The 20,782-nt window shown below is 66.0% G+C and carries 22 protein-coding genes; 5 read left to right on the top strand and 17 right to left on the bottom strand.

Going from position 1 to position 20,782, the window contains the following annotated elements:
* Positions 1 to 36: 36 nt before the first annotated feature.
* Genes G9408_RS13645 through G9408_RS13620 form a run of 6 tightly spaced genes read right to left on the bottom strand, consistent with a single transcriptional unit; the run spans position 37 to position 3,521 of the window.
* Positions 37 to 687 carry an NrsF family protein gene (locus G9408_RS13645; protein WP_168454522.1) on the bottom strand — a complete coding sequence of 217 codons (651 nt, stop codon included), beginning with the start codon at positions 685 to 687 and terminating at the stop codon, positions 37 to 39.
* A 1-nt stretch (position 688) separates the two neighbouring features.
* Positions 689 to 1,210, bottom strand: coding sequence for a sigma-70 family RNA polymerase sigma factor (locus tag G9408_RS13640; protein WP_168454521.1), 522 nt, complete (start codon positions 1,208 to 1,210; stop codon positions 689 to 691).
* The gene (locus tag G9408_RS13635) at positions 1,207 to 1,665 is read right to left on the bottom strand and encodes a DoxX family protein (RefSeq protein WP_168454520.1); all 459 of its coding nucleotides are present in this window, start codon (positions 1,663 to 1,665) and stop codon (positions 1,207 to 1,209) included. The genes G9408_RS13640 and G9408_RS13635 overlap by 4 nt, the downstream gene beginning before the upstream one ends.
* Positions 1,662 to 2,363, bottom strand: a complete 702-nt coding sequence (locus G9408_RS13630; RefSeq protein WP_168454519.1) for an HvfC/BufC N-terminal domain-containing protein — start codon at positions 2,361 to 2,363, stop codon at positions 1,662 to 1,664. The genes G9408_RS13635 and G9408_RS13630 overlap by 4 nt, the downstream gene beginning before the upstream one ends.
* Positions 2,356 to 3,222 (bottom strand): MNIO family bufferin maturase, encoded by an 867-nt coding sequence (gene bufB / locus G9408_RS13625; RefSeq protein WP_168454518.1) that lies wholly within the window; start codon positions 3,220 to 3,222, stop codon positions 2,356 to 2,358. The genes G9408_RS13630 and bufB overlap by 8 nt, the downstream gene beginning before the upstream one ends.
* A gap of 5 nt (positions 3,223 to 3,227) precedes the next feature.
* A complete protein-coding gene (locus G9408_RS13620) occupies positions 3,228 to 3,521 on the bottom strand; it encodes a BufA1 family periplasmic bufferin-type metallophore (RefSeq protein ID WP_168454589.1) in 294 nt (97 codons plus the stop codon).
* 162 nt (positions 3,522 to 3,683) lie between these two features.
* Here G9408_RS13620 and G9408_RS13615 point away from each other — a divergent pair, with 162 nt between their 5' ends.
* The 5 genes from G9408_RS13615 to G9408_RS13595 all read left to right on the top strand — a co-directional run bounded on the left by G9408_RS13615 (position 3,684) and on the right by G9408_RS13595 (position 8,671).
* Positions 3,684 to 4,160: a GreA/GreB family elongation factor gene (locus tag G9408_RS13615; protein WP_168454517.1), complete on the top strand. Its 477-nt coding sequence runs from the start codon at positions 3,684 to 3,686 to the stop codon at positions 4,158 to 4,160.
* Positions 4,157 to 4,336, top strand: a complete 180-nt coding sequence (locus G9408_RS13610; protein ID WP_168454516.1) for a hypothetical protein — start codon at positions 4,157 to 4,159, stop codon at positions 4,334 to 4,336. The genes G9408_RS13615 and G9408_RS13610 overlap by 4 nt, the downstream gene beginning before the upstream one ends.
* Positions 4,337 to 4,454: 118 nt before the next feature.
* On the top strand, positions 4,455 to 5,633 hold the full coding sequence (locus G9408_RS13605; protein WP_168454515.1) for a BaiN/RdsA family NAD(P)/FAD-dependent oxidoreductase: 1,179 nt from the start codon (positions 4,455 to 4,457) through the stop codon (positions 5,631 to 5,633).
* A 67-nt stretch (positions 5,634 to 5,700) separates the two neighbouring features.
* Positions 5,701 to 7,530 (top strand): DEAD/DEAH box helicase, encoded by a 1,830-nt coding sequence (locus G9408_RS13600; RefSeq protein ID WP_168454514.1) that lies wholly within the window; start codon positions 5,701 to 5,703, stop codon positions 7,528 to 7,530.
* Between the two features lie 163 nt (positions 7,531 to 7,693).
* Positions 7,694 to 8,671 (top strand): quinone oxidoreductase family protein, encoded by a 978-nt coding sequence (locus G9408_RS13595; RefSeq protein WP_168454513.1) that lies wholly within the window; start codon positions 7,694 to 7,696, stop codon positions 8,669 to 8,671.
* Between the two features lie 174 nt (positions 8,672 to 8,845).
* Here the strand turns inward: G9408_RS13595 and fghA are convergent, their stop codons facing one another.
* The 11 genes from fghA to G9408_RS13540 all read right to left on the bottom strand — a co-directional run bounded on the left by fghA (position 8,846) and on the right by G9408_RS13540 (position 20,776).
* Positions 8,846 to 9,694 (bottom strand): S-formylglutathione hydrolase, encoded by an 849-nt coding sequence (gene fghA, locus G9408_RS13590; protein WP_168454512.1) that lies wholly within the window; start codon positions 9,692 to 9,694, stop codon positions 8,846 to 8,848.
* Positions 9,691 to 10,194 carry a prolyl-tRNA synthetase associated domain-containing protein gene (locus G9408_RS13585; RefSeq protein ID WP_168454511.1) on the bottom strand — a complete coding sequence of 168 codons (504 nt, stop codon included), beginning with the start codon at positions 10,192 to 10,194 and terminating at the stop codon, positions 9,691 to 9,693. Before G9408_RS13585 ends, fghA begins: the two co-directional genes overlap by 4 nt.
* 21 nt (positions 10,195 to 10,215) lie before the next feature.
* Positions 10,216 to 10,593 (bottom strand): VOC family protein, encoded by a 378-nt coding sequence (locus G9408_RS13580; RefSeq protein ID WP_120217120.1) that lies wholly within the window; start codon positions 10,591 to 10,593, stop codon positions 10,216 to 10,218.
* A 51-nt stretch (positions 10,594 to 10,644) separates the two neighbouring features.
* Positions 10,645 to 11,505 (bottom strand): formyltetrahydrofolate deformylase, encoded by an 861-nt coding sequence (purU, locus tag G9408_RS13575; RefSeq protein WP_210423369.1) that lies wholly within the window; start codon positions 11,503 to 11,505, stop codon positions 10,645 to 10,647.
* Between the two features lie 128 nt (positions 11,506 to 11,633).
* On the bottom strand, positions 11,634 to 12,746 hold the full coding sequence (locus G9408_RS13570) for an S-(hydroxymethyl)glutathione dehydrogenase/class III alcohol dehydrogenase (protein WP_168454509.1): 1,113 nt from the start codon (positions 12,744 to 12,746) through the stop codon (positions 11,634 to 11,636).
* A 1,007-nt stretch (positions 12,747 to 13,753) separates the two neighbouring features.
* The gene (locus G9408_RS13565; protein WP_210423368.1) at positions 13,754 to 14,260 is read right to left on the bottom strand and encodes a hypothetical protein; all 507 of its coding nucleotides are present in this window, start codon (positions 14,258 to 14,260) and stop codon (positions 13,754 to 13,756) included.
* 22 nt (positions 14,261 to 14,282) lie between these two features.
* Entirely contained in the window at positions 14,283 to 15,662 is a 1,380-nt protein-coding gene (locus G9408_RS13560) for an L-serine ammonia-lyase (RefSeq protein WP_168454507.1), read from the bottom strand.
* Positions 15,663 to 15,876: 214 nt separating this feature from the next.
* Positions 15,877 to 16,491 (bottom strand): superoxide dismutase, encoded by a 615-nt coding sequence (locus G9408_RS13555; protein WP_168454506.1) that lies wholly within the window; start codon positions 16,489 to 16,491, stop codon positions 15,877 to 15,879.
* 189 nt (positions 16,492 to 16,680) lie between these two features.
* Entirely contained in the window at positions 16,681 to 18,351 is a 1,671-nt protein-coding gene (locus tag G9408_RS13550) for a cisplatin damage response ATP-dependent DNA ligase (RefSeq protein WP_168454505.1), read from the bottom strand.
* Positions 18,348 to 19,361: a ligase-associated DNA damage response exonuclease gene (locus G9408_RS13545; RefSeq protein WP_210423366.1), complete on the bottom strand. Its 1,014-nt coding sequence runs from the start codon at positions 19,359 to 19,361 to the stop codon at positions 18,348 to 18,350. Before G9408_RS13545 ends, G9408_RS13550 begins: the two co-directional genes overlap by 4 nt.
* Positions 19,361 to 20,776, bottom strand: coding sequence for a UdgX family uracil-DNA binding protein (locus G9408_RS13540; RefSeq protein ID WP_328804468.1), 1,416 nt, complete (start codon positions 20,774 to 20,776; stop codon positions 19,361 to 19,363). Before G9408_RS13540 ends, G9408_RS13545 begins: the two co-directional genes overlap by 1 nt.
* Between the last annotated feature and the right edge of the window lie 6 nt (positions 20,777 to 20,782).

Genomic DNA, 20,782 nt, shown 5'->3' with positions numbered 1-20,782 from the left:
ACGTATAACACACAGAAGATATGCTGTCCAGCGATCCTACCAGCGCAGCAGCGGCGCCAGCAGCACGCGCCCCGCAATGCCCGACAACAGCACCGCGAGCCCGTGCCACAGCGCGATATGAATCATGTCGTTCGATGCGCAATGCAGCGCGACGATCGTCGCCCCCGCAGCGCCCGCCGCGATACCGACCACCCAGCCGGCGCGTTCCGGCGACGTCGGCGCGCCGTGCTTCAGCCAGCCAAACAGCGCCGCGCCGACGCCAAGCCCCGCGAGCACCCCCTGCATCAGGCAATGCAGGCCATTTTCGGGATGCGCCGCTTCCAGCGCCGCATGGCTATCGTCCATCGCCATCACCAGCGCCGACAAAGGCAAAGCGAGCGCCGCCAGCCCAGCCCAGCGCCAGCCGCTGTAATCGCGCCCGACCCCCGGCAATCCCATCCGCAGCGCGCTCCACGCCGCGGCGAAACCCAACGCCACGATCAACCAGAAGGCGAGCAGCGGCAGCGGGGGCATCATGACGCCTTCGGCCAGATCGTGCCGCATCCCGCCCAGCCCGAACAAGATTGCGGCGCCCGCAGCCCAGCCCGCGGCAACCCACAGCGATCCGCGCGCGACCCGGCGCGGGCGCACCGGCTCCAGCTCGTCGGCAAGATTGTCGATCAGGTCGTCGATCGCGGCGTCGCTCATCTCATTCGCTTTCAATCAATTGCGCGAGCTTTTTCAGCCCGCGATGAATATTCACCTTCACCAGCGCCTCGCTCTGCCCGCAAATCCGCGACGCTTCGGCGATCGAGGCACCCTCGATCTTGACCAGCGTGATCGCCTGTGCCTGCCCCGGGGGCAGCAGCGTGAGCATGCGGTCGAGGCTGAGGCGCGCGTGGACGACCTCGTCCTCGGCCCCGACCGCCGCGTCGCCCTCGCCCAGCTCGACCTCGTCGCGCTGGCGGCGCAAAAGGTCGATCCAGCGATAGCGCGCGATCGCCGCCAGCCAGGGCAGGAACGGCCGGCTATTGTCCCAGGTCGCCAGCTTGCGATGCATCGATACCAAAGTCTCCTGCACCAGATCGTCGACCTGGTGCGGCGCGATCCGCCGCGCGAAATAGCGTGCCAGCCATTTGCCTGAATCGCCCAGCAGCGCGCGGTAAGCGGCGCGGTCGCCGCGCTGCGATGCCGTCATCAGGCGCGCCAGCGAGGGTTCGTCGATGCTCATCTGCGCCGCAGTCTAGCAACTAGGGCATCGAGCGAAAACAGCCCGCCGCCGCGCACGATCAGGATCGCCGCCATTGCCGCCCACAGCGAATGCACCGGCCACCAGGCATCGGGAAAGACGAACAGCTGGATCACCAGCGTCATCACCAGCAGCGCGCCCGCCGACAATCGCGTCGCCAACCCCAGCAGCAGCAGCGCCGGGAAAATATGCTCGGCATAGGTGGTCAGGGGGACCGCGATAACGGGATCGAGCGGCAGGCCCGAAAATTCCGACGCGAACAGGTCATATTGCACCGGATCGATCGTCAGAAACGCGCCCTCGACCGTCTTGGTCTGCCCCGATCGCCAGAACACCCCAGCGAGTGCGATCCGCAGCAACAGCAATGCGAACGCTTCGGGCACCCGCCCCTCGATCAGCGCAACGCTGCGATCGTAAAGTCCAACCACCCGGTTCATTCCGCAAGCCTTTCGAAAGCACCAGCGCCGATCAGCGCCGCGACGGCAGCGCCGCCATCGGGATGGGTTTCGGCAAGATGCACGATGAGGTTACCGAGCGGGACAATTTCGTGCGCCAGATCGACCGCGGCAGCATCGGCCGCATCGATCGCAAGGACCCGCACCGCGGCATCGGGCCGCGCGATCAGCAGCGCGCGGGCGCCGCGCGGCAGGCAAGGATCGAGCAGCGGCGCGGACGGATGCGCGAGCGCAACGACGCGCACCGCCGGGTGGCGCCGCACGACGAGGCCGAGCAGCGCCGCTTCGTCCAGCCCGGCGAGGTCGGCAAGCGCCAGCGCCGGTGCGTCGGCGGCGTGATAACTTTCGAGCCACGCCCATTCGGCGCGCGCCAGATCGGCGGCGAGCGGATCGGCGAGCCAATCGGGAAACGCCGCACCGATCAGCGCGAGCGCGCGGCCCTGCGCACCGCCGCTATCGACAAAGGCGCGCGAAACGCGGTTGAACTCGGCGGCGCCCAGATGGTCGCGGGTACGCGGAAAACTGTCCTCCAGCGCAACCAGCCGCGCATGCGATATGGTGTTGGCATGCACGCTCAGCCCGCGCAGCACCGCGGCGCTACCGCCCGCGAACAGTCCGTGCGGCAGATGATCGGGTCCGCCGAGCAACGTCGCGGCGATCGCCGCCTGCGCGTCACGCATCGACCGGCTCCGACGCGAGCAGCGCATCGGCCCGGGCCACTTCGGCGCTCAGCGTCGCATAATCGGGAACATCGCTGTCCCATTCGACCAACACCGGTCTTGGGCCCGCGCGGCGCAGGAAGGCGCTGAGCAAATCCCAGCAGCTTTGCCGGACCGCCGATCCATGATCGTCGATCGCGATCGTCCCGCCGACGCCATCGTCCTTGCGGCTGTGCCCCGCGACATGCACCTCGCCGACCAATCGCGGATCAAAGGCGTCGAGCCAGGGCGCCGGGTCTAGGCCGAGATTAAATGCCGATACCTCGACATTGTTGACGTCGAGCAGCAGCCCGCAACCGCTGCGGCGGCACAGTTCGTGAAGGAAATCGACCTCGCCCCAATCGTCGGCGGCATAGGCAAGGTAGCGCGACGGATTTTCGATCAGCATCGATCGCCGCAACCGGTCCTGCACCCGTCCGACTTCGCCGACGAAATGCGCGAGCGCCGCGTGGCTGTAGGGAATGGGCAGCAGATCGGGGAATTTGTCGTCGGGTCCGTTGCTCCAGCTGAGGTGATCCGAAACCATTGCCGGTTCATATTGCTCGCACAGCGCGGCGAGCGAGGCGAGTTCATCGCGATCGACGCCCCCCGCCGACCCCAGTGAGAGCCCGACCGAATGAAAGCTGAGCGGAACATGGTCCGCGATCGCGGTCAGCCAACGATGCGGAGGCCCGCCTGCGCCGAAGTAGTTTTGGGGGTGGACTTCGGCCCAGGCGGGCGGGGCACCCCGCTCCGCCGCCGCCAGCACATCGCCATAATGTTCGGGCTTCAGCCCGAAACCGGCGCGCTGCGGCAAGTCGCGGAGCGGGCGGGGGGGCACTTGCCTCAGCTCTTCTTAGCGACCGGCTTGGCGTTGCCCTTGTGCGCCGCCAGCGTGCCGCCCATCTTTTCGCAGCTGCCCTTGGCGACATATTTCCAGGCATTGCCCTGGTAATCGACGGTCGAGGTGCCAGCACAGCTGGTGCCCGGACCCGCGGCGCAGTCATTCTTGCCCTTCAATGCCACGCCATAGCATTTTTCCTTGGGGCCATCGGCGGCAACGGCTGGGGTCGCGAGCGTGCCAGCCGCCATGGCAAGGACGGCCGAGGCGGCGAGCGACAGTTTCAAACTATTCGTCATCATGAATACTCCCTTGGGAAATGGGTGATGCGGGGGATGGCATCGACAGGAGTTTCGCGCGGCGCCCGCCGAAGGTTACGCCCGGCGCGGTGGGCTGCGCCATTTTGTCGCCACCTTCGGCGCCCAAGGGCTGCTTTTACGATTTCGACCGGACAGCAGAGCATGAGCGTAGCGTTTCGCCGCGAGAGCGACGACGAACATAAGGAACCCGAGTATGAGCTGCCCATTGCGGTCGGCCCGAATCTGGTGACCCCGCGCGGATTGCGCCTGCTCGGCGAAGAGGTCGCGCGGATCGAAGCCGACATCGCCGGGACGGCCGACGAGGAAGCGCGCAAGAAATTGCAGCGGCGCCTCCGCTATTTCCTCACCCGCCAATCGACTGCCGAGGTGCAGACGCCGCCCGCCGATGGCAGCGTCGGGATCGGCAGCCGCGTGGCCTATCGGTTGAACGGAACCGAAAAGACGATCACCATTGTCGGCGGCGACGAGGCCGACCCGGCGCGCGGCCACATCGCCTTTTCCGCCCCGCTCGCGCGCGCCTTGATGGGCGCCGAGGTGGGCGAGAGCGTCGAATATCAGGATCGCGACGACGCGATCGCGATCATCGCCGTCGAACCCGACCCGGAGGTCATGGCATGAAGGACAAGTTCGAACGCCACAAACAGCCGTGGACCGCGGCCGAGATCGACAAGCTGCACATGCTGGCGAAAAAGGGCATGGCGCTGAAAGCCATCGCCAAGGCGCTGACCCGCAGCGAGGAATCGGTGAAGACCCGCGCCAAGGCCGACGGCCTGTCGATCGCCAAGCTGCACTGAGCATGACCGATCAGCCTTCTTCTCTTGCCTGTCATCCCGGCGAAGGCCGGGATCTCGACCTCGCTTGTCAACGCACCGGCGAGATCCCGGCCTTCGCCGGGATGACGATTCAACTGGCATGACCACATCCCCTTACGACGCCATCGTGCTGGGCGCCGGCGCGGCCGGGCTGATGTGCGCAGCGGTCGCGGGACAGCGCGGCAAGCGCGTGCTGCTGCTCGACCATGCCGATCAGGTGGGCAAGAAGATCCTGATCTCGGGCGGCGGGCGCTGCAACTTCACCAATGTGAACACCGCGCCTGACCGTTTTCTGTCGGCGAACCCGCATTTCGCCAAATCGGCGCTCGCGCGTTACACGCCCGCCGATTTCATCGCGCTCGTCGAGCGCCATGGCATCGCCTATCATGAAAAGACGCTGGGCCAGCTGTTCTGCGACGGATCGGCGAAAGCGATCGTCGCGATGCTGCTGGCCGAAGCCGCTGCGGCGGGGGTTGAAATCCGCACCGGGCAGCCCGTTCGCGCGGTCGACCACGCCGATGGCCGATTCCGGGTGCAATTTGGAGAAGCGAGCTTTTCCGCAACGGCACTGGTCATCGCCACCGGCGGTCCGTCGATCCCCAAAATGGGCGCGACGGGCTTTGCCTACGACCTCGCCCGCCAGTTCGGCCTCAAGGTCGTCGAACCGCGCCCGGCGCTCGTTCCGCTCACGCTTGGCGGTGACGATGTGCTGTTCCGCGAATTGTCCGGAATCGCCGCGCCGGTCGAAGCGCGCGCGGGCAAGGCGGCGTTCCGCGAAGCGGCGCTGTTCACCCATCGCGGGCTGTCGGGACCCGCGATCCTGCAGGTCAGCAGCTATTGGCGCCACGGCGAGCCCGTGACCATCAATCTGTTGCCCGATGCGCCGCCCGGCTGGCTACTCGAGGCCAAGCGCACCCGTCCGCAGGCAACGCTTCGCGCCACGCTCGGCGCGCTGCTCCCCGACCGTCTCGCCGAAACGCTTGCCGAACGCCTTGCGCTGCCCGGTGAGCTCGGCGCCCAGACCGACCGCAAGCTCGCCGACGCCGAAGCACGCCTCAAACGCTGGGTTTTCCATCCAAACGGCACCGAGGGCTTTGCCAAAGCCGAGGTTACGGTCGGCGGAATCTCGACCGTGGGCCTGTCATCGCAAACAATGGTGGCCAAAACCGTTCCAAACCTCTATGCGGTCGGCGAGGCCGTAGATGTCACAGGGTGGTTAGGCGGCTATAATTTTCAATGGGCCTGGGCAAGCGGACACGCTGCCGGACAGGTGATTTGAGCCCATTGAGCCCCTTTTCCGTCGGCCCGTCACCGCACCGGTGACCGCCCATATTATTGAGATATAAATGCCTTTCGAAAATCTTTCGCCCGTCCTTTCGGACGCCCTTACCGCGCGCGGCTATGAAGCGCTGACCCCCGTCCAGACGCATGTGACCGAGGATGAGGCCAAGGGCCGCGATCTGCTGGTTTCGGCGCAGACCGGGTCGGGCAAGACCGTCGCCTTTGGCCTCGCCATGGCCGACGAACTGATCGAGGACGGGCGCCTGCCCTTCGCAACCTCGCCGCTCGCGCTGATCATCGCGCCGACGCGCGAACTCGCTATGCAAGTCAGCCGCGAGCTCGGCTGGCTTTACGGCAAGGCCGGCGCGCGCATCGCGACCTGCGTCGGCGGCATGGACGCCAGCAAGGAACGCCGCGCGCTGGGCCAAGGTGTGCAGATCGTCGTCGGCACCCCCGGGCGCCTGCGCGACCATCTGGAGCGCGGTGCGCTCGACTTGACCGCTCTCCGTGTCGCGGTGCTCGACGAAGCCGATGAGATGCTCGACATGGGCTTTCGCGACGATTTGGAAGAAATCCTCGACGCCACCCCTGAAACGCGCCGGACCCTGCTGTTTTCGGCGACGCTGCCCAAACCGATCGTCCAGCTTGCCAAGCGGTACCAGCGCGATGCGCTGCGCATTTCGACCGTCGGCGAAGACCGCGGCCATGGCGACATCAGCTATCAGGTCGTGACCGTCGCACCCGCCGACATCGAGGGCGCGGTGATCAACCTGCTGCGCCTGCACGACGCCGAGACCGCGATGCTGTTCTGCGCGACACGCGACAATGTCCGCCGCCTGCACGCCAGCCTGGTCGAGCGCGGTTTCGCGGCGGTCGCGCTGTCGGGCGAGCATAGCCAGAACGAGCGCAACGCGGCGTTGCAGGCGCTCCGCGATCGCCGCGCCAAGGTCTGTGTCGCAACCGACGTCGCCGCACGCGGCATCGACCTGCCGACGCTGAGCCTGGTCATCCACGTCGAAATCCCCCGCGATGCCGAAGCGCTCCAGCACCGTTCGGGCCGCACCGGCCGCGCGGGCAAAAAGGGCACCGCGGTCCTCATCGTCCCCTATCCGCGCCGCCGCCGCGTCGACGGCATGCTGCGCGGGGCGAAGATCGAGGCCGATTGGATGGACGCGCCAACCGCCGCCGACGTGCGCCAAAAGGATCAGGAACGGCTGATCGAAAAATTGCTCGCCCCCGTCGAGCATGAACCCGAAGATGTCGAACTGGCGCAGCGCCTGATGGCCGAACGGAGCGCCGAAGACATCGCCGCGTCGCTCGTCCGCGCCCACCGCGCACTGATGCCGCCGCCCGAGGATCTGATCGACAACGGCCCGCGCGGCCGCGATCGTCCCGAGCGCGGCGAGCGTTTCGAGCGACCGGAGCGCGGCAGCGCCGACCGCCGCGAAGGGTTCGAGGATAGCGTCTGGTTCCGCCTGAACATCGGGCGCCACCAGAATGCCGACCCGCGCTGGATCCTGCCTTTGCTCTGTCGCCGCGGGCATGTGAGCAAGAACGAGATCGGCGCGATCCGCATCGGCCCGAAAGAAACGATGTTCAACATCCCGCGCGGCATTGCCGACCGCTTCATGGAAGCGGTGCAGCGCAGCGCCAATGCCGATGGTGAGGATGACAGCGGCGTCGCGATCACCCCGGCGCCCGACGGCCCGACCTATCCGCCGCGCCGCGACAAGGGCGGCCATGGCGGACCGCGCGACGGCGCCCCGCGCGGCCCGCGTGGCCCGATGCGCGCCGGGCCCGGCGGCGACCGGAGCGGCGATCGCGGCCCGCGCGACAAGAACGAACGCTACAAGCCCAAGCCCTACGGCCAGCGCAGCCCGCGGCGTCCGAAATAACCCCTCGTCATTGCGAGCGGAGCGAAGCAATCCAGAGCGGTTTACGCAGGCTCTGGATTGCCGCGTCGCCTGCGGCTCCTCGCAATGACGATGTCGATCATCACTTACCCTTGCGCCTCCCGCCCAGCCATCCCAGATGGACGGGACAGCAGGAGCGCGCGCCATGCAAGCCATCGAAGCGTTTATCGAAAGCCAGGGCGGACCGGAGGTCATCGACTGGCGCGAAGTGACGCTGGACAAACCCGGCCCCGGCCAGGTGCTGCTGCGCCAGACGGCGATCGGGCTGAATTACATCGACATCTATCACCGCGACGGCACTTATCCCGTGCCGGTACCGGGCGGGCTGGGACTTGAATCGGCAGGCGAGGTGATCGCCGTCGGCGAGGGCGTCCACGGGTTTCAGCCGGGTGACCGCGCCGCGACCTTTGGTCCCGAACGCACCGCTTACGCCAGCGCGCGACTGGTCGGCGCGGCATCCCTGTTCAAGCTGCCGCCCGCCATCGACGACGAAACCGCCGCTGCTGCGCTGCTGAAGGCCTGCACCGTCGAAATGCTCGTCGAACGCTGCGCCAAGGTGGAGGCCGGGTGGCCCGTGCTGGTCCACGCGGCCGCGGGCGGGGTCGGGCTGATCCTCGTCCAGTGGCTGAAGGCGATCGGGGCGACGGTGATCGGCACCGTCAGCACCGAGGCGAAGGAACATGCCGCCCGCGCGGCGGGCGCCGATCATGTCATCCGCTACAAAACCGACGATGTCGCCGCGCACGTCCGCGAAATCACCGACGGCCAGGGCGTTCCCGTCACCTTCGACGGCATCGGCATGGCGACATGGGACGTATCGCTGAAGGCCACCGCACGGCGCGGGCTGATCGTCAGCTATGGCAATGCTGGCGGCCCGGTGACCGGGGTCAACCTTGGCGTCCTCGCGCAGCATGGGTCGCAGTTCGTCACCCGCCCGACTTTGTTCGATTATTACCACCTCCCCGGCGAGCGCGCCGCGGGCGCGGCCCGCGTGTTCGAGATGATCGAAAGCGGCGCGGTGGCGGTCACGGTGGGGCAGCGCTATTCATTGCAGGATGCGGCAAGGGCGCATGCCGATCTGGAAGCGGGTAGGACGACGGGATCCAGCCTGCTGATTCCGTGATCCTAAAACGCCCTCCCCTTCAGGGGAGGGCAGCGAGACTTACGAACTTGTTCGTTAGTCGCAGCGGGTGGGGGCCAGCGGCCTTGCGCAAGGCCGCTAGCCCCCACCCCACTACGACTAGGCAGCAAGCTGCCAAGTCTTCGTTGCCCCTCCCCTGAAGGAGAGGGGCTTATGCTACGCCTTCAACCGCGCCGCATGCCACGCAACATGCTCGGCCATGAAGGTCGAGATGAAAAAATAGCTGTGGTCATACCCCGGCTGCATCCGGATCTCGGCCTTTTGCCCGTTCCGCTCGCACGCCGCGACCAGCAATTCGGTCCTCAGCTGTTCGGCCAGGAAATTGTCGGCCTCGCCCTGATCGACGAGCAGGTCGGGGACACGCAGCCCCTGGTCGAGTAGCGCGCACGCGTCATAGGCGTGCCAATCCTCGCGCTCCTGCCCCAGATAATGGCCGAGCGCCTTCTCACCCCATGGGCATTGCAGCGGCGCGACGATCGGCGAAAAGGCCGAGACCGAGCGGAAGCGGTCCTGACCGCGCAGCCCGATGGTCAGCGCGCCATGGCCGCCCATCGAGTGGCCGGTGATGCCCTGCCGCGTCAGGTCGGCGCTCGGGAAATTGCGCAGGATCAGCGAGGGCAGCTCGTCCTCGACATAGGATCGCATCCGGTAATGTTTCGCCCATGGTTCCTCGGTCGCATCGACGTAGAACCCAGCGCCCAGCCCGAAATCCCACGCGCCGTCGGGATCGTCAGGAACCTCCTCACCCCGCGGCGATGTATCGGGCGCGATAAAGATCACCCCATGCTCGGCGCAGGCGGCGCGATATTCGCCCTTCTCCATCACATTGGCGTGGGTGCAGGTCAGCCCCGACAGATACCAGAGCACCGGCAGCTTGGCGCCGGGTTCATGGTCGGGGACGAATACCGCAAAGACCATGTCCGTGCCGGTCGTCGTGCTCGCATGCTTGTACACGCCCTGCGTCCCGCCGTGGCTGCGAACGGTAGAAAGGGTTTCGATGGTCATACGGGATCCTGAACAGGGATGGCGGCGACAAGGGGCTGATGCCCCCAATGACGCAGGAGGTCGACGATCGTTGCCCCGGCCAGCCCCAGCGTCGCGGTATTGCGCAGCGGATGGACATTCACCCGGTCGGCGACAGCAAGCCCCCGGTCGAGCACGACGGTGATGCTGCCCGGCGCCGCGTTGATCGCGGCGAGCGGGGTGACCGATCCCGGCGCGATGCCGAGCAGCCGGTCCATGTCGTCGGCCTTGCCGAAGCTCACCCGCTTGCTGCCGATCGCGGCGGGCAGCGCCTTCAGGTCTACCCGCGCCTCCGACGGCATGGTGACGAGCCAAAAGGCGCCGCCATTGTCTTTCAGGAACAGGTTTTTGGTATGCGCGCCGGGAATATCGGCGTTCACCGCATCGCTTTCCGCAACCGTGAACACCGCATCATGTTCGTGCGCGGCGAAAGGGATGGCGAGCGTGCCGAGGTCCGCCAGCAATCCCGCTTCGCCGCGCATCGTCAATCTTTCAGCTGCGGCTTACAGACGCTTCAGCGCGCACAGCTTGTTGCCATCGGGATCGCGCAGATAAGCAAGGTACAGCTTGCCAAAGCCGCCTTCGCGCACACCCGGCGGGTCTTCGATGCTGGTGCCGCCCGCGGCGACCCCAGCGTCGTGCCATGCCTTCGCCTGCGCCTCGTCCTCCATCGCGAAACCGATGGTGCAGCCATTGCCCGCCGTCGCCGGCTCGCCGTTGATCGGCGGGGTGACCAGGAACAATCCGCCATTGTGCATATAGATCAGGCGGCCCTTGTCGTCCTCGATCCCCGGCTTGCCGCCGATCGCCTGGAAGGTCGCATCGTAGAATGCCTTCGCTTTCGCGACGTCGTTCGTGCCGACCATATTGTGACTATACACCGCTCTCTCCTTTTTTCGTTGCGAATCGATACCGATGTTCTGCCAGCCTTGTCAGCGAAACACCACGGTCTTGCGCCCGTCGATCAGCACGCGCTGTTCGGCGACCCAGCGGACCGCTTTCGCCAGCACCTGCGCCTCGACATCGCGGCCGATGCGGATGAGATCCTCGACGCTGTCGCGGTGATCGACGCGCTCGACCGCCTGTTCGATGATCGGCCCTTCGTCGAGATCGCTGGTCACGAAATGCGCGGTCGCACCGATCAGCTTGACCCCGCGTTCCTGCGCGCGGTGGTAGGGCTTGGCGCCCTTGAAACCGGGCAGGAAGCTGTGGTGGATATTGATGCAGCGTCCCGCCAGCGCCGCCGACAAGTCCTGCGACAACACCTGCATATAGCGCGCCAGCACCAGATATTCGGCGCCGCTGCGCGCCATCAGGTCGAGGATGCGCGCTTCCTGGTCGGCGCGATTGGCGTCGCTGACCGGGAAATGGTGGAACGGCACGCCATGCCATTCGCTGAGGCGCCGCTGATGTTCGTGGTTTGACACCACGGCGACAATGTCGATCGCGAGATTGCCGGTCGACCAGCGGTGGAGCAGGTCGTTCAGGCAATGGCTGCCCTGCGACACCGCGATCACGAAGCGCGGTTTTGCGGCGCTGTCGCTGATCCGCGCGTCCATCTGAAAACGCTCGACGATCGGGGCGAAGGCTGCCTGCACCCCCGCCAGCCCCTCGGGAAAGCGCGGCCCCGCGCCGCGAAATTCGACGCGCATGAAAAAGCGCCCCGAATCGAGGTCGGCATATTGCTGGCTGTCGAGGATGAAGCCGTCGCGCTCCGCCAGCAGCCCGGTGACTGCGGCCACGATGCCCACCGCGTCGACGCAGCTGAAGGTCAGGACATAGGGTCCGGTCAAATTCTTCCTCCCTCGGCGTACCCCCACAACCGCTCGTGCCGAGCCCGTCGAAGCACCGTTCTTTCCTTGGCCGCCGCATGAAGCAAGAGCGGCCCTTCGACAAGCTCGGGGCGAACGGAAAATAAGGGTTAGAAGACTACCACCGAACGGATGCTCTCACCCGCATGCATCAGGTCGAAGCCCTTGTTGATCTCTTCCAAGCCCATCACATGAGTGATCATCGGGTCGATCTCGATCTTGCCGGTCATATACATGTCGACGATCTTCGGCACGTCGGTGCGACCCTTGGCGCCGCCGAAGGCGGTGCCGCGCCAGTTGCGGCCGGTGACCAGCTGGAACGGGCGCGTCGCAATCTCCTTGCCCGCCTCGGCGACGCCGATGATGATCGAGGTGCCCCAGCCGCGGTGGCAGGCTTCGAGCGCGATGCGCATCACCTCGGTATTGCCCGTCGCGTCGAAGGTGTAATCGGCGCCGCCGTCGGTCATCTGGACAATCGCCGCGACGACATCCTCGCGGCTCATGCCCTTCGAATTCAGGAATTCGGTCATGCCGAACTTGCGGCCCCATTCCTCGCGGTCGGGGTTGATATCGACGCCGATGATCTTGTCGGCACCGGCGAGCCGCGCGCCTTGGATCACATTGAGGCCAATGCCGCCCAAACCGAAGACGACGACATTGTCGCCAACCTGCACCTTCGCGGTGTTGATCACCGCGCCGACGCCGGTGGTCACGCCGCAACCGATATAGCAGCTCGACTGGAAGGGTGCGTCTTCGCGGATCTTCGCGACCGCGATCTCGGGCAGCACGGTGAAGTTCGAGAAGGTCGAGCAGCCCATATAGTGGAAGATCGGCTGGCCCTTGTACGAAAAGCGCGTCGTGCCGTCGGGCATCAGCCCCTTTCCTTGGGTGGCGCGGATCGCGGTGCAGAGGTTGGTCTTGCCCGAAAGGCAGCTTTTGCACTGGCGGCATTCGGGGGTGTAGAGCGGGATCACATGGTCGCCGGGCTTCACGCTGGTGACACCCGCGCCGACCTCGCGCACGACGCCCGCGCCCTCGTGCCCCAAGACGCTCGGGAAGATGCCCTCGCTGTCGAAGCCGTCGAGCGTGTAGGCGTCGGTGTGGCAGATGCCCGTCGCCATGATCTCGACCAGCACCTCGCCCGCCTTCGGGCCTTCCAAATCGAGTTCGACGATTTCGAGCGGCTTTTTCGCTTCGAACGCAACGGCGGCGCGGGTCTTCATGGCGGGTCTCCTTCTCGGGCGTCCCAATCAGGCAAATGGGGCGGCAATGCAAGATACTGATCCTGCCTGGGGCCGAAGGCCATGGGGAGGGGGACCATTCGCGAAGCGAATGGTGGAGGGTCCGTGACGGCGCGTCATTGCCCCTCCGTCAGCGCTTCGCGCTGCCACCTCCCCATCGCTGCGCGACAGGGAGGATTGACGGCGCTGCTTCGCCCCTAAAGCCACAAAAGCCCCGCATGCGCGCGTCAAAACTGTGTCCTTTGTGGCTTTAAGTCGAACCGCGAATATCGGCGGACCAAAGGGCCGAAATTGCAGGCTGACACAGCGAAATAATGTAGGAAAGCGCTAATTTTCGGCACGCGTCCGTGCCTCGGAGTTGAGCGCCGCTCCACCGTTTTCGTCATGCTGAACGCGTTTCAGCATCCATGGCCCGGCGCTCGTCAATCAGGGCGGCGCCAGTTGTTTTTCGCACAAAGTCACAAAGGCACGAAGACGTGGGCTTGGGCTGACAGGCCCATTCCTCCATCAAGGGCGCGACTGGCCATAGCGTTGCAGGGGAAAGCCGCTTCGCGGTCGGCGCGACCTCTTCGTGGCTTTGTGTCTTTGTGCGAAACAAAAACACGGCATCGGAGGAAAAGGCAGGCCATGGCCCCTGAAACAGCGAGGCCATCGCCGGAGCCGGGGTGACGAGAAAAAGGGGCGTGGTCGCTGCCCCCGTCGTCACTGCCCTCCCCACCCTCGTCACCCCGGACTTGATCCGGGGTCCATTGCTGCGCCGACGTCATGGATCCCGGATCAAGTCCGGGATGACGATGAGATAGATGCCACGCTCACCTCGCTCCTCGACCCGCTCCGCCCGCAGGAGGAGCCGATCTGGGCCGTCCATGCGCGGCGCCGCCATCTGCTACCGAAGGTGCGGTTGCTAATCGACAAATTGCGCGTGGAGGTGGCGTGGGCGCTACGGCGGAGTGAGGGGCGCAAGTTGCCCTGCGCGCTTCATTAAAGGACTATTTCGCCCTCGTAACTCGCTGCTTGAGGCACCAAATCAAGCCGACAAGGAGAATAAGCAACACGCCACCAAAAGCTGCCACGACTTTGACGGTCGTGACCCTGACTTGATCCACGAAGCCCTGTCGCTCCCAACTGTCAACTGTTTGAGGCATCACCAACCCGTCGAAGTGAGCGCCGGATCCGGCTGAAATCGTTAGGAATCCAGAATCGGCCAACCCGCTTGGTCCCAGCGCGCCAATACAACCGCCCGCAATCGGCAATTTAAGTAGCTGAAGACTCCTACCCTGCCCTTTGAAAGTTTTGACCACCCAGAATGTCCCGCCATGGCGATCATCCGGACTCGCGAGGATAATTCCCTCGTACACCCCACCAGCATTCTCGAATTGTTGGCGAGCGTCCTCATCGAACCTTTTCGAGGTCTTTGGCTCGTCGGCCACCTCACACGCTACCGCATTTGCGAAGCCCAGAAAGGCGACGACCAACAGGATCAGGAGGCGAAACAATGACGTTCCCATCCAGCTTCTCTCAACACTCGACCACACTAACCGCCAGCCCGCCCTTCGACGTTTCCTTATATTTGTCGCGCATGTCGCGGCCGGTCTGCAGCATCGTCGCGATTACCGTGTCGAGGCTGACGACATGGGTGCCGTCGCCGATCATCGCGATGCGGCTGGCGTCGATCGCCTTGATCGCGCCCATCGCGTTGCGCTCGATGCACGGGATCTGCACCAACCCGCCGATCGGATCGCAGGTGAGCCCGAGATTATGCTCCATGCCGATCTCGGCGGCATTTTCGACCTGCGCGTTGGTGCCGCCGAGCGCCGCGGTCAGACCCGCCGCCGCCATCGAGCAGGCGACGCCCACCTCGCCCTGGCAGCCGACCTCGGCGCCCGAAATGCTGGCGTTGCGCTTGTAGAGCGCGCCGACCGCGCCCGCGGCGAGCAGGAAGGTGCGCACCCCCGCCGCGTCGCCGCGATAGCTGCGCTTATAGTAGCGGATCACCGCCGGAATGATTCCCGCCGCACCGTTGGTCGGCGCGGTGACGACCTTGCCGCCCGCGGCATTCTCCTCGTTCACCGCCATCGCCCACAGGTTGATCCAGTCCATCATCGCCATCGGGTCCGACAAATTGGCCTCGTGCCGTTCGCGGATGTCGGCGGCGATCTGCGGCGCGCGGCGCTTGACCTTGAGCCCGCCGGGCAGGATTCCGGTGCTGCAGCAACCGGCGTCGATCGAGGCGTCCATCGCCGCGGCGATGGCATCGAGTCCGGCGTTCACTTCATCGAGGCTGCGGTGGACAAGCTCGTTTTCGAGCATCATTTCGGCAAAGCTCTTGCCCGCCGCCGCACCCATGGTCAGCAGGTCGGCGCCCGAGGTGAAGGCGTGGGGCAGTTCGACCTCGTCCTCGGCGCCGCGGCTGTTGCGCCCCGCCTCGTCCTCGTCGACGACGAAGCCGCCGCCGATCGAGAAATACATGCGCTTCGCCAAAATCTCGCCGTCGCTGTCGCGCGCGGTGAAGCTCAAGGCGTTGCTGTGGAAGGGCTGGCGCTGGCGCATCTGGAAATGCAGGTCGCGCGCCGGCTGGAAGCGCACGCGCTGGCGGCCGAGAAGGTAGAGAAAGCCCTCGTTCGTCGCGCGATCCCAATGCGCGGTGATCGCGGCAAGGCTGGTCGAGGCGGGAATTTCGCCCGCGAGCCCCGCCACCACCGCGGTGTCGGCGGCGTGCCCCTTGCCGGTCAGCGCGAGCGAGCCGTAGAGGTCGGCCTCGACATGCGCCGTCTTCGTGAGCAGTTCGGACTCGTCGAGCCAGACGGTAAAACGCCGCGCCGCGACCATCGGCCCGACCGTGTGCGAGCTGGAAGGACCGACACCGATTTTGAAGAGTTCGAACAGGCTGATCGTCATGACGGCGCCTATAGAGGCGGCACCGTCATCACGATAGATACCAGTTCAAATTTCGTTACGGCATCCGCGAAATCCTCCCTGTCGCGAAGCGATGGGGAGGTGGCAGCGCGGAGCGCTGACGGAGGGGCGATAACGCTACCGTCTCTGCCCCTCCACCATCGCCTCCGGCGACGGTTCCCCTCCCCACGGCTTCGCCGCTGGGAGGATATTCAGGTCAGGCCGGATAGGTCCAGGTCGCCTCGCGCGCGAAATTCTCCGCCGCGAAATCCCAGTTGAGCAGTTCGTCGACCACCGCATCGACATAGGCGGGGCGCAGATTCTTGCGGTCGATGTAATAGGCATGTTCCCACACGTCGATCACGAGCAAAGGCTTGATGCCCGCGGTCAGCTCGGTTCCCGCATCGTGCGTGTCGGTCACCGACAGCGTGCCGTCGCGCGAGACGAGCCATGCCCAGCCCGACGCGAAATGGTTGACCGCGGTGTCCTTGAGCTTCTTCTTCAGTTCGTCGAGCGACCCGAAATCGCGCTCGATCGCGGCGGCGAGGTCGCCCTTGGGCTCGGTCTTGGTCGGGCTCAGGCTTTCCCAGTAAAAAGCGTGGTTCCACGACTGGGCGCTGTTGTTGAACAGCCCCTTGTTGCCCGATCCTTCGGCGTGGTGGATGATTTCCTCGAGGCTCTTGTCGGCAAGTTCGGTACCCTCGATCGCGGCGTTGGTCTTGTCGACATAGGCCTTGTGATGCTTGCCATGGTGCGTCGCCAGCGTGTCGGCCGAGATATGCGGCTCCAGCGCATCCTGAGCGTATGGCAGGGGCGGATGGGCGATCGTCATGGCAGTCTCCATTATGTTTATCAGAGGGGATGAGGGGTTAAACTCGGTATCGGGGCGGCAGGTTGCAAGGTTTGCGCGGGGAAATTTTCTCGCCAAATGCGTCATTGCGAGGAGCCGAAGGCGACGCGGCAATCCAGAGCGGCGTAAACCGCCCTGGATTGCTTCGCTTCGCTCGCAATGACGGCGACGCTACGTCACCATCGCCAGCAACGTCGCAATCCGATCCGCCTCCTCGGCGGGCTTGTCCCGCCTGATGCGCGAGATACGCGGGAAGCGCATCGCGAGCCCCGACTTGTGGCGCTTGGACGCGTGGATCGAATCGAAGGCGACCTCGAGCACCAGCGATTTTTCGACCTCGTGCACCGGACCGAAGCGGTTCAGCGTGTTATCGCGGACGAACTTGTCGAGCCATTTCAGCTCCTCGTCGGTGAAGCCCGAATAGGCCTTGCCGACCGGGAGCAGCTCGCCCTCGTCGCTCCAGCAGCCGAAAGTATAATCCGAATAGAAGCTCGCACGCCGCCCGTTGCCGCGCTGCGCGTACATCATCACGCAATCGGCGGTGAGCGGGTCGCGTTTCCATTTATACCAGAGCCCGGCGCGGCGGCCCGCCACATAAGGAGCATCGCGGCGCTTGAGCATCACCCCCTCGATCGCGGCATCGCGCGCGCCCGCGCGGCGTTCGGCGAGGTCGTCGAAGTCGGTCGCGTCGATGACGTGCGACAGGTCGAAATGGCTGGCGGCGAGGCGCGGGACGAAGCCCTCCAGCTGCCGCCGCCGTTCGGTCCACGGCAGCGGGCGCAGATCGTTCCCGTCCACGGCGAGCAGGTCATAGACGCGGACAAACGCCGGATAGTCGGCGAGCATCTTCTTGGACACGGTCTTGCGCCCGAGCCTTTGTTGCAGCGCATTGAAGCTTGCGGCCTCGCCGCCCTGCACCTCGCCCCGCACAAGCAGTTCGCCGTCGATCACCGCATCCTGATCGAAGGCCGCGACCAGTTCGGGAAAGGCGGCGCTGATCTCCTCGCCGCCGCGGCTGTAGATGCGCGTCTCAGCGCCGCCGCGCACGATCTGGACGCGGATGCCGTCCCATTTCCACTCGGCGGCATAATCGGCGAGGTCGACCGTTCCGTCCTCCAGCGGATGCGCAAGCATGAAGGGACGGAAGAACGCGACGTCGGCAAGGTCGGGGCGCTCCGCCCTCCCCTCGCCCCACGCGAACAGCGGCGCATAGGGCGGCGGGATCGCGTGCCACAGCTCCTCGACGTCATCGACCGCCACGTCGAACGCCTGCGCAAACGCCTGTTTCGCGAGCCGCGCCGACACCCCGACGCGCATTCCGCCGAGCGCGAGCTTGAGCAAAGCATAGCGGCCGTCGGCATCGAGGCGGTCGAGGAGCGAGGCGAGGATTGCGGGGGCGGTAGCGCGGGTGGCGGCGGAGAGGGCGTCGACGGCGGCGGAGACGGTCAACGAATTCCGTTCGTCCTGAGGCGCCCCTGAGCTTGTCGAAGGGGCATCTCGAAGGACCGCGGCGGGTGGTTCGAGACGCGACTTCGACAGGCTCAGCCGCTCCTCACCACGAACGGTTGGGGACTCCGGCCAAAGCAGCGCCGCGGTCTCCGCCGTATCCCCGACGAAATGCCGCGACAGCCGGAACAATTCCTCATCGACCCGCGTCGCCAAGAGCGCCCGCACCATCGCCGATTTCACCGCGGGGAAATCGAGGCTTTCGGTCAGCGCCGCGATCGCCCAGCCGCGATCGGGGTCGGGCGTATGGCGGAGATAATCGACGATCAGCGCCAGCTTGCTGTTGCGCGAGCGCGTATAGATCAGCCGGTCGATCAAGGCCGCGAACCGCTTCACGCCTCTTCCTCCAAATCCCGGCCGACGAGGTGCAACGCGCGCGCTTTGCGCTGATGCAGTTCGCACCAACGCAGCAGGCCGTCCTCGCTGCCGTGGGTGATCCACGTTTCCTTGGGGTTCACCTCACTGATTGTCATGGTCAGTTCGTCCCAGTCGGCATGGTCCGAAATGACCAGCGGCAGCTCGACCATCCGTTGCCGCGCGCGCTGGCGCACCCGCATCCAGCCCGACGCCATCGCAGTCACCGGATCGGGCAGCCGCCGCGACCAGCGGTCGTTCAGCGCCGAGGGCGGAGCAACGATGATCTGCCCCGCCATGTCAGCCTTGTCGGTTTCGCTCACCAGTCTGAGATCGCCGAGATCGATGCCGTGCGCGGCATAGAGCGCGCACATTTTTTCGAGCGCGCCATGGATGTAGATCGGCGCATCCCACCCCGCCGCGCGGAGCTCCGCGATCACGCGCTGCGCCTTGCCCAGCGCATAGGCGCCGACGAGCACCGACCGATCGGGTTCGGCGCGCACCGCGCCGATCAGCTTGGCGATCTCCTGCCCCGTCGGCGGGTGGCGGAACACCGGCAGGCCGAAGGTCGCCTCGGTGATGAAGATGTCGCACGGTACGACCTCGAACGGGGCGCAGGTCGGGTCGGCGCGGCGCTTGTAATCGCCGGTGATGACAATGCGCTCGCCCGCATATTCCATCAATATCTGCGCGCTGCCCAGCACATGCCCGGCGGGATGGAAGCTGAAGCGGACGCCGCCACGTTCGAACCCGTCGCCATAAGCGAACGCCTGATTATGGCTTGCCGCGACATCGACGCCATAGCGCAGCGCCATGATCGCCAGCGTTTCGGGGGTCGCGAACACCGCGCCGTGGCCGCTGCGCGCATGATCGGCGTGACCATGCGTCACCGCAGCGCGTTCGACGGGGCGCGACGGATCGATCCACAGGTCGGCGGGCTTCACATAGAGCCCCTGCGGATGCGGTTCGAGCCAGGACTTAGGCTTGGCCATCAGGCGGCGAGCTTTCGCGCCTGCGCCAGATCGGCGACGAAGGCGGCGCGCTCTTGCGCCGCCCGCTCGCGGTCGGGCAGGCGCAGCAGGAAGGACGGATGGATCGTCGCCACCAGCTTTACACCTCCCCCAAGTTCATGCACCGCGCCGCGCTTCGACGTGACGCTGATGCTTTTGCCCATGACCCCCCGCAGCGCGCTGCCGCCCAGCGTGACGATCAGCTTGGGCTGCACCAGCGCGCGTTCCTTGTCGAGCCACCAGCGGCAGATGTCGATCTCCCCCGCCGTCGGATTCTGATGCAGCCGCCGCTTGCCGCGCGGTTCATATTTGAAATGCTTGACCGCGTTGGTGAGGAACAATCGCGTGCGGTCGAGCCCAGCTTCCGCCAGAGCCTGATCCAGCACCTGCCCCGCCGGTCCGACAAAGGGACGCCCCTGCAGATCCTCCTGATCGCCGGGCTGTTCGCCGACGAGCATGATCTGCGCGTCCGCTGGCCCCTCACCCGCGACCCCCTGCGTCGCGTTGCACCCGATCGGACAGCGATTGCAGCGATCGACGGCGCGCGCGACGTCGGCCAGCGTCTGGATGTTATCGTCGAGGAGCAGTTCATCGGCCACGCGCGTCCGCCATTTGTCGGTCAAGGGGTTGGCCATGGAAACGGCGGCCTCGCGCATCCGTTCCACCCGCGCTTCGGCCCCGGCCAGGAGCGGCGCAATGTCCTGCGCCTCGGGCAGGTTCTTCCAATATTTTTTGGGCATTTCAGCGCGCATCGCGTCGACCTTGACCCGCGCGGGGTTGAAGATCGCGCCATAATAGGTCCGCCATTGATCCTCGACGACGTCGCTGTCCGGCACTTCGTCCTTCGTGCCGCCCGCGCCATAGACCAGCGCCTCCTTGTGCCAGATCGCCCGCGCATCGGGGGTCACGATCGCCCAATCCATGCCGTAAAAGCGCCGCCGAAAGAAAGGCGCGGTGAGCCGCAGGATGCGGTGATCGGGCTCGAACCACGCCGCAAAGGATTCGCGGCCCGCGTCCTCTCCCAGCCGCCGGAAGCGCACAAAGGCGTGCATCTTGTGGACGTCGCGCCGGATCGCCTTGTCGGCCTTGCGCAGCCAATCAATGTCGGGGTCGGTGCGCCGCGCCAGCAGCTGCCGGTCGCGCGCCGCGCGCCAGACGATGCGGTAGAGCCGGGCGGGAACCGCGGCATCGCGGTGGCAGATGACGCGATCGGCCATCGCGAGCAATTCGCGCGGCAGCGCCACGGTGCCGGGCGCCGCCAAGGGCGCCGTGCCGCCAAACAGCGACGCGCCCTCGTCGGCGCTGCGCCAGCTCACATCCTCGGGCGCCACCCCGCCCGCCAGCAGCCCGCGCGCCGCATCGCGCCATTCGGCGAAATCGCCGGGATGGGCCAGCACGACCTC

The sequence above is a fragment of the Sphingopyxis microcysteis genome, assembly GCF_012274265.1.
Taxonomy (GTDB): Bacteria; Pseudomonadota; Alphaproteobacteria; order Sphingomonadales; family Sphingomonadaceae; genus Sphingopyxis; species Sphingopyxis microcysteis.
This window is presented reverse-complemented; position numbering and strand designations above follow the sequence as displayed.

Coding starts and splice junctions, on each gene's coding strand:
- G9408_RS13620 (WP_168454589.1), bottom strand. CDS start 3,521: ATGACGAATAGTTTGAAACTGTCGCTCGCCGCCTCGGCCGTCCTTGCC.
- G9408_RS13645 (WP_168454522.1), bottom strand. CDS start 687: ATGAGCGACGCCGCGATCGACGACCTGATCGACAATCTTGCCGACGAG.
- G9408_RS13615 (WP_168454517.1), top strand. CDS start 3,684: ATGAGCGTAGCGTTTCGCCGCGAGAGCGACGACGAACATAAGGAACCC.
- G9408_RS13600 (WP_168454514.1), top strand. CDS start 5,701: ATGCCTTTCGAAAATCTTTCGCCCGTCCTTTCGGACGCCCTTACCGCG.
- G9408_RS13585 (WP_168454511.1), bottom strand. CDS start 10,194: ATGCGCGGCGAAGCGGGATTGCTGGCGGACCTCGGCACGCTCGCCATC.
- fghA (WP_168454512.1), bottom strand. CDS start 9,694: ATGACCATCGAAACCCTTTCTACCGTTCGCAGCCACGGCGGGACGCAG.
- G9408_RS13610 (WP_168454516.1), top strand. CDS start 4,157: ATGAAGGACAAGTTCGAACGCCACAAACAGCCGTGGACCGCGGCCGAG.
- G9408_RS13605 (WP_168454515.1), top strand. CDS start 4,455: ATGACCACATCCCCTTACGACGCCATCGTGCTGGGCGCCGGCGCGGCC.
- G9408_RS13640 (WP_168454521.1), bottom strand. CDS start 1,210: ATGAGCATCGACGAACCCTCGCTGGCGCGCCTGATGACGGCATCGCAG.
- G9408_RS13635 (WP_168454520.1), bottom strand. CDS start 1,665: ATGAACCGGGTGGTTGGACTTTACGATCGCAGCGTTGCGCTGATCGAG.
- G9408_RS13595 (WP_168454513.1), top strand. CDS start 7,694: ATGCAAGCCATCGAAGCGTTTATCGAAAGCCAGGGCGGACCGGAGGTC.
- G9408_RS13555 (WP_168454506.1), bottom strand. CDS start 16,491: ATGACGATCGCCCATCCGCCCCTGCCATACGCTCAGGATGCGCTGGAG.
- G9408_RS13560 (WP_168454507.1), bottom strand. CDS start 15,662: ATGACGATCAGCCTGTTCGAACTCTTCAAAATCGGTGTCGGTCCTTCC.
- G9408_RS13545 (WP_210423366.1), bottom strand. CDS start 19,361: ATGGCCAAGCCTAAGTCCTGGCTCGAACCGCATCCGCAGGGGCTCTAT.
- G9408_RS13630 (WP_168454519.1), bottom strand. CDS start 2,363: ATGCGTGACGCGCAGGCGGCGATCGCCGCGACGTTGCTCGGCGGACCC.
- G9408_RS13570 (WP_168454509.1), bottom strand. CDS start 12,746: ATGAAGACCCGCGCCGCCGTTGCGTTCGAAGCGAAAAAGCCGCTCGAA.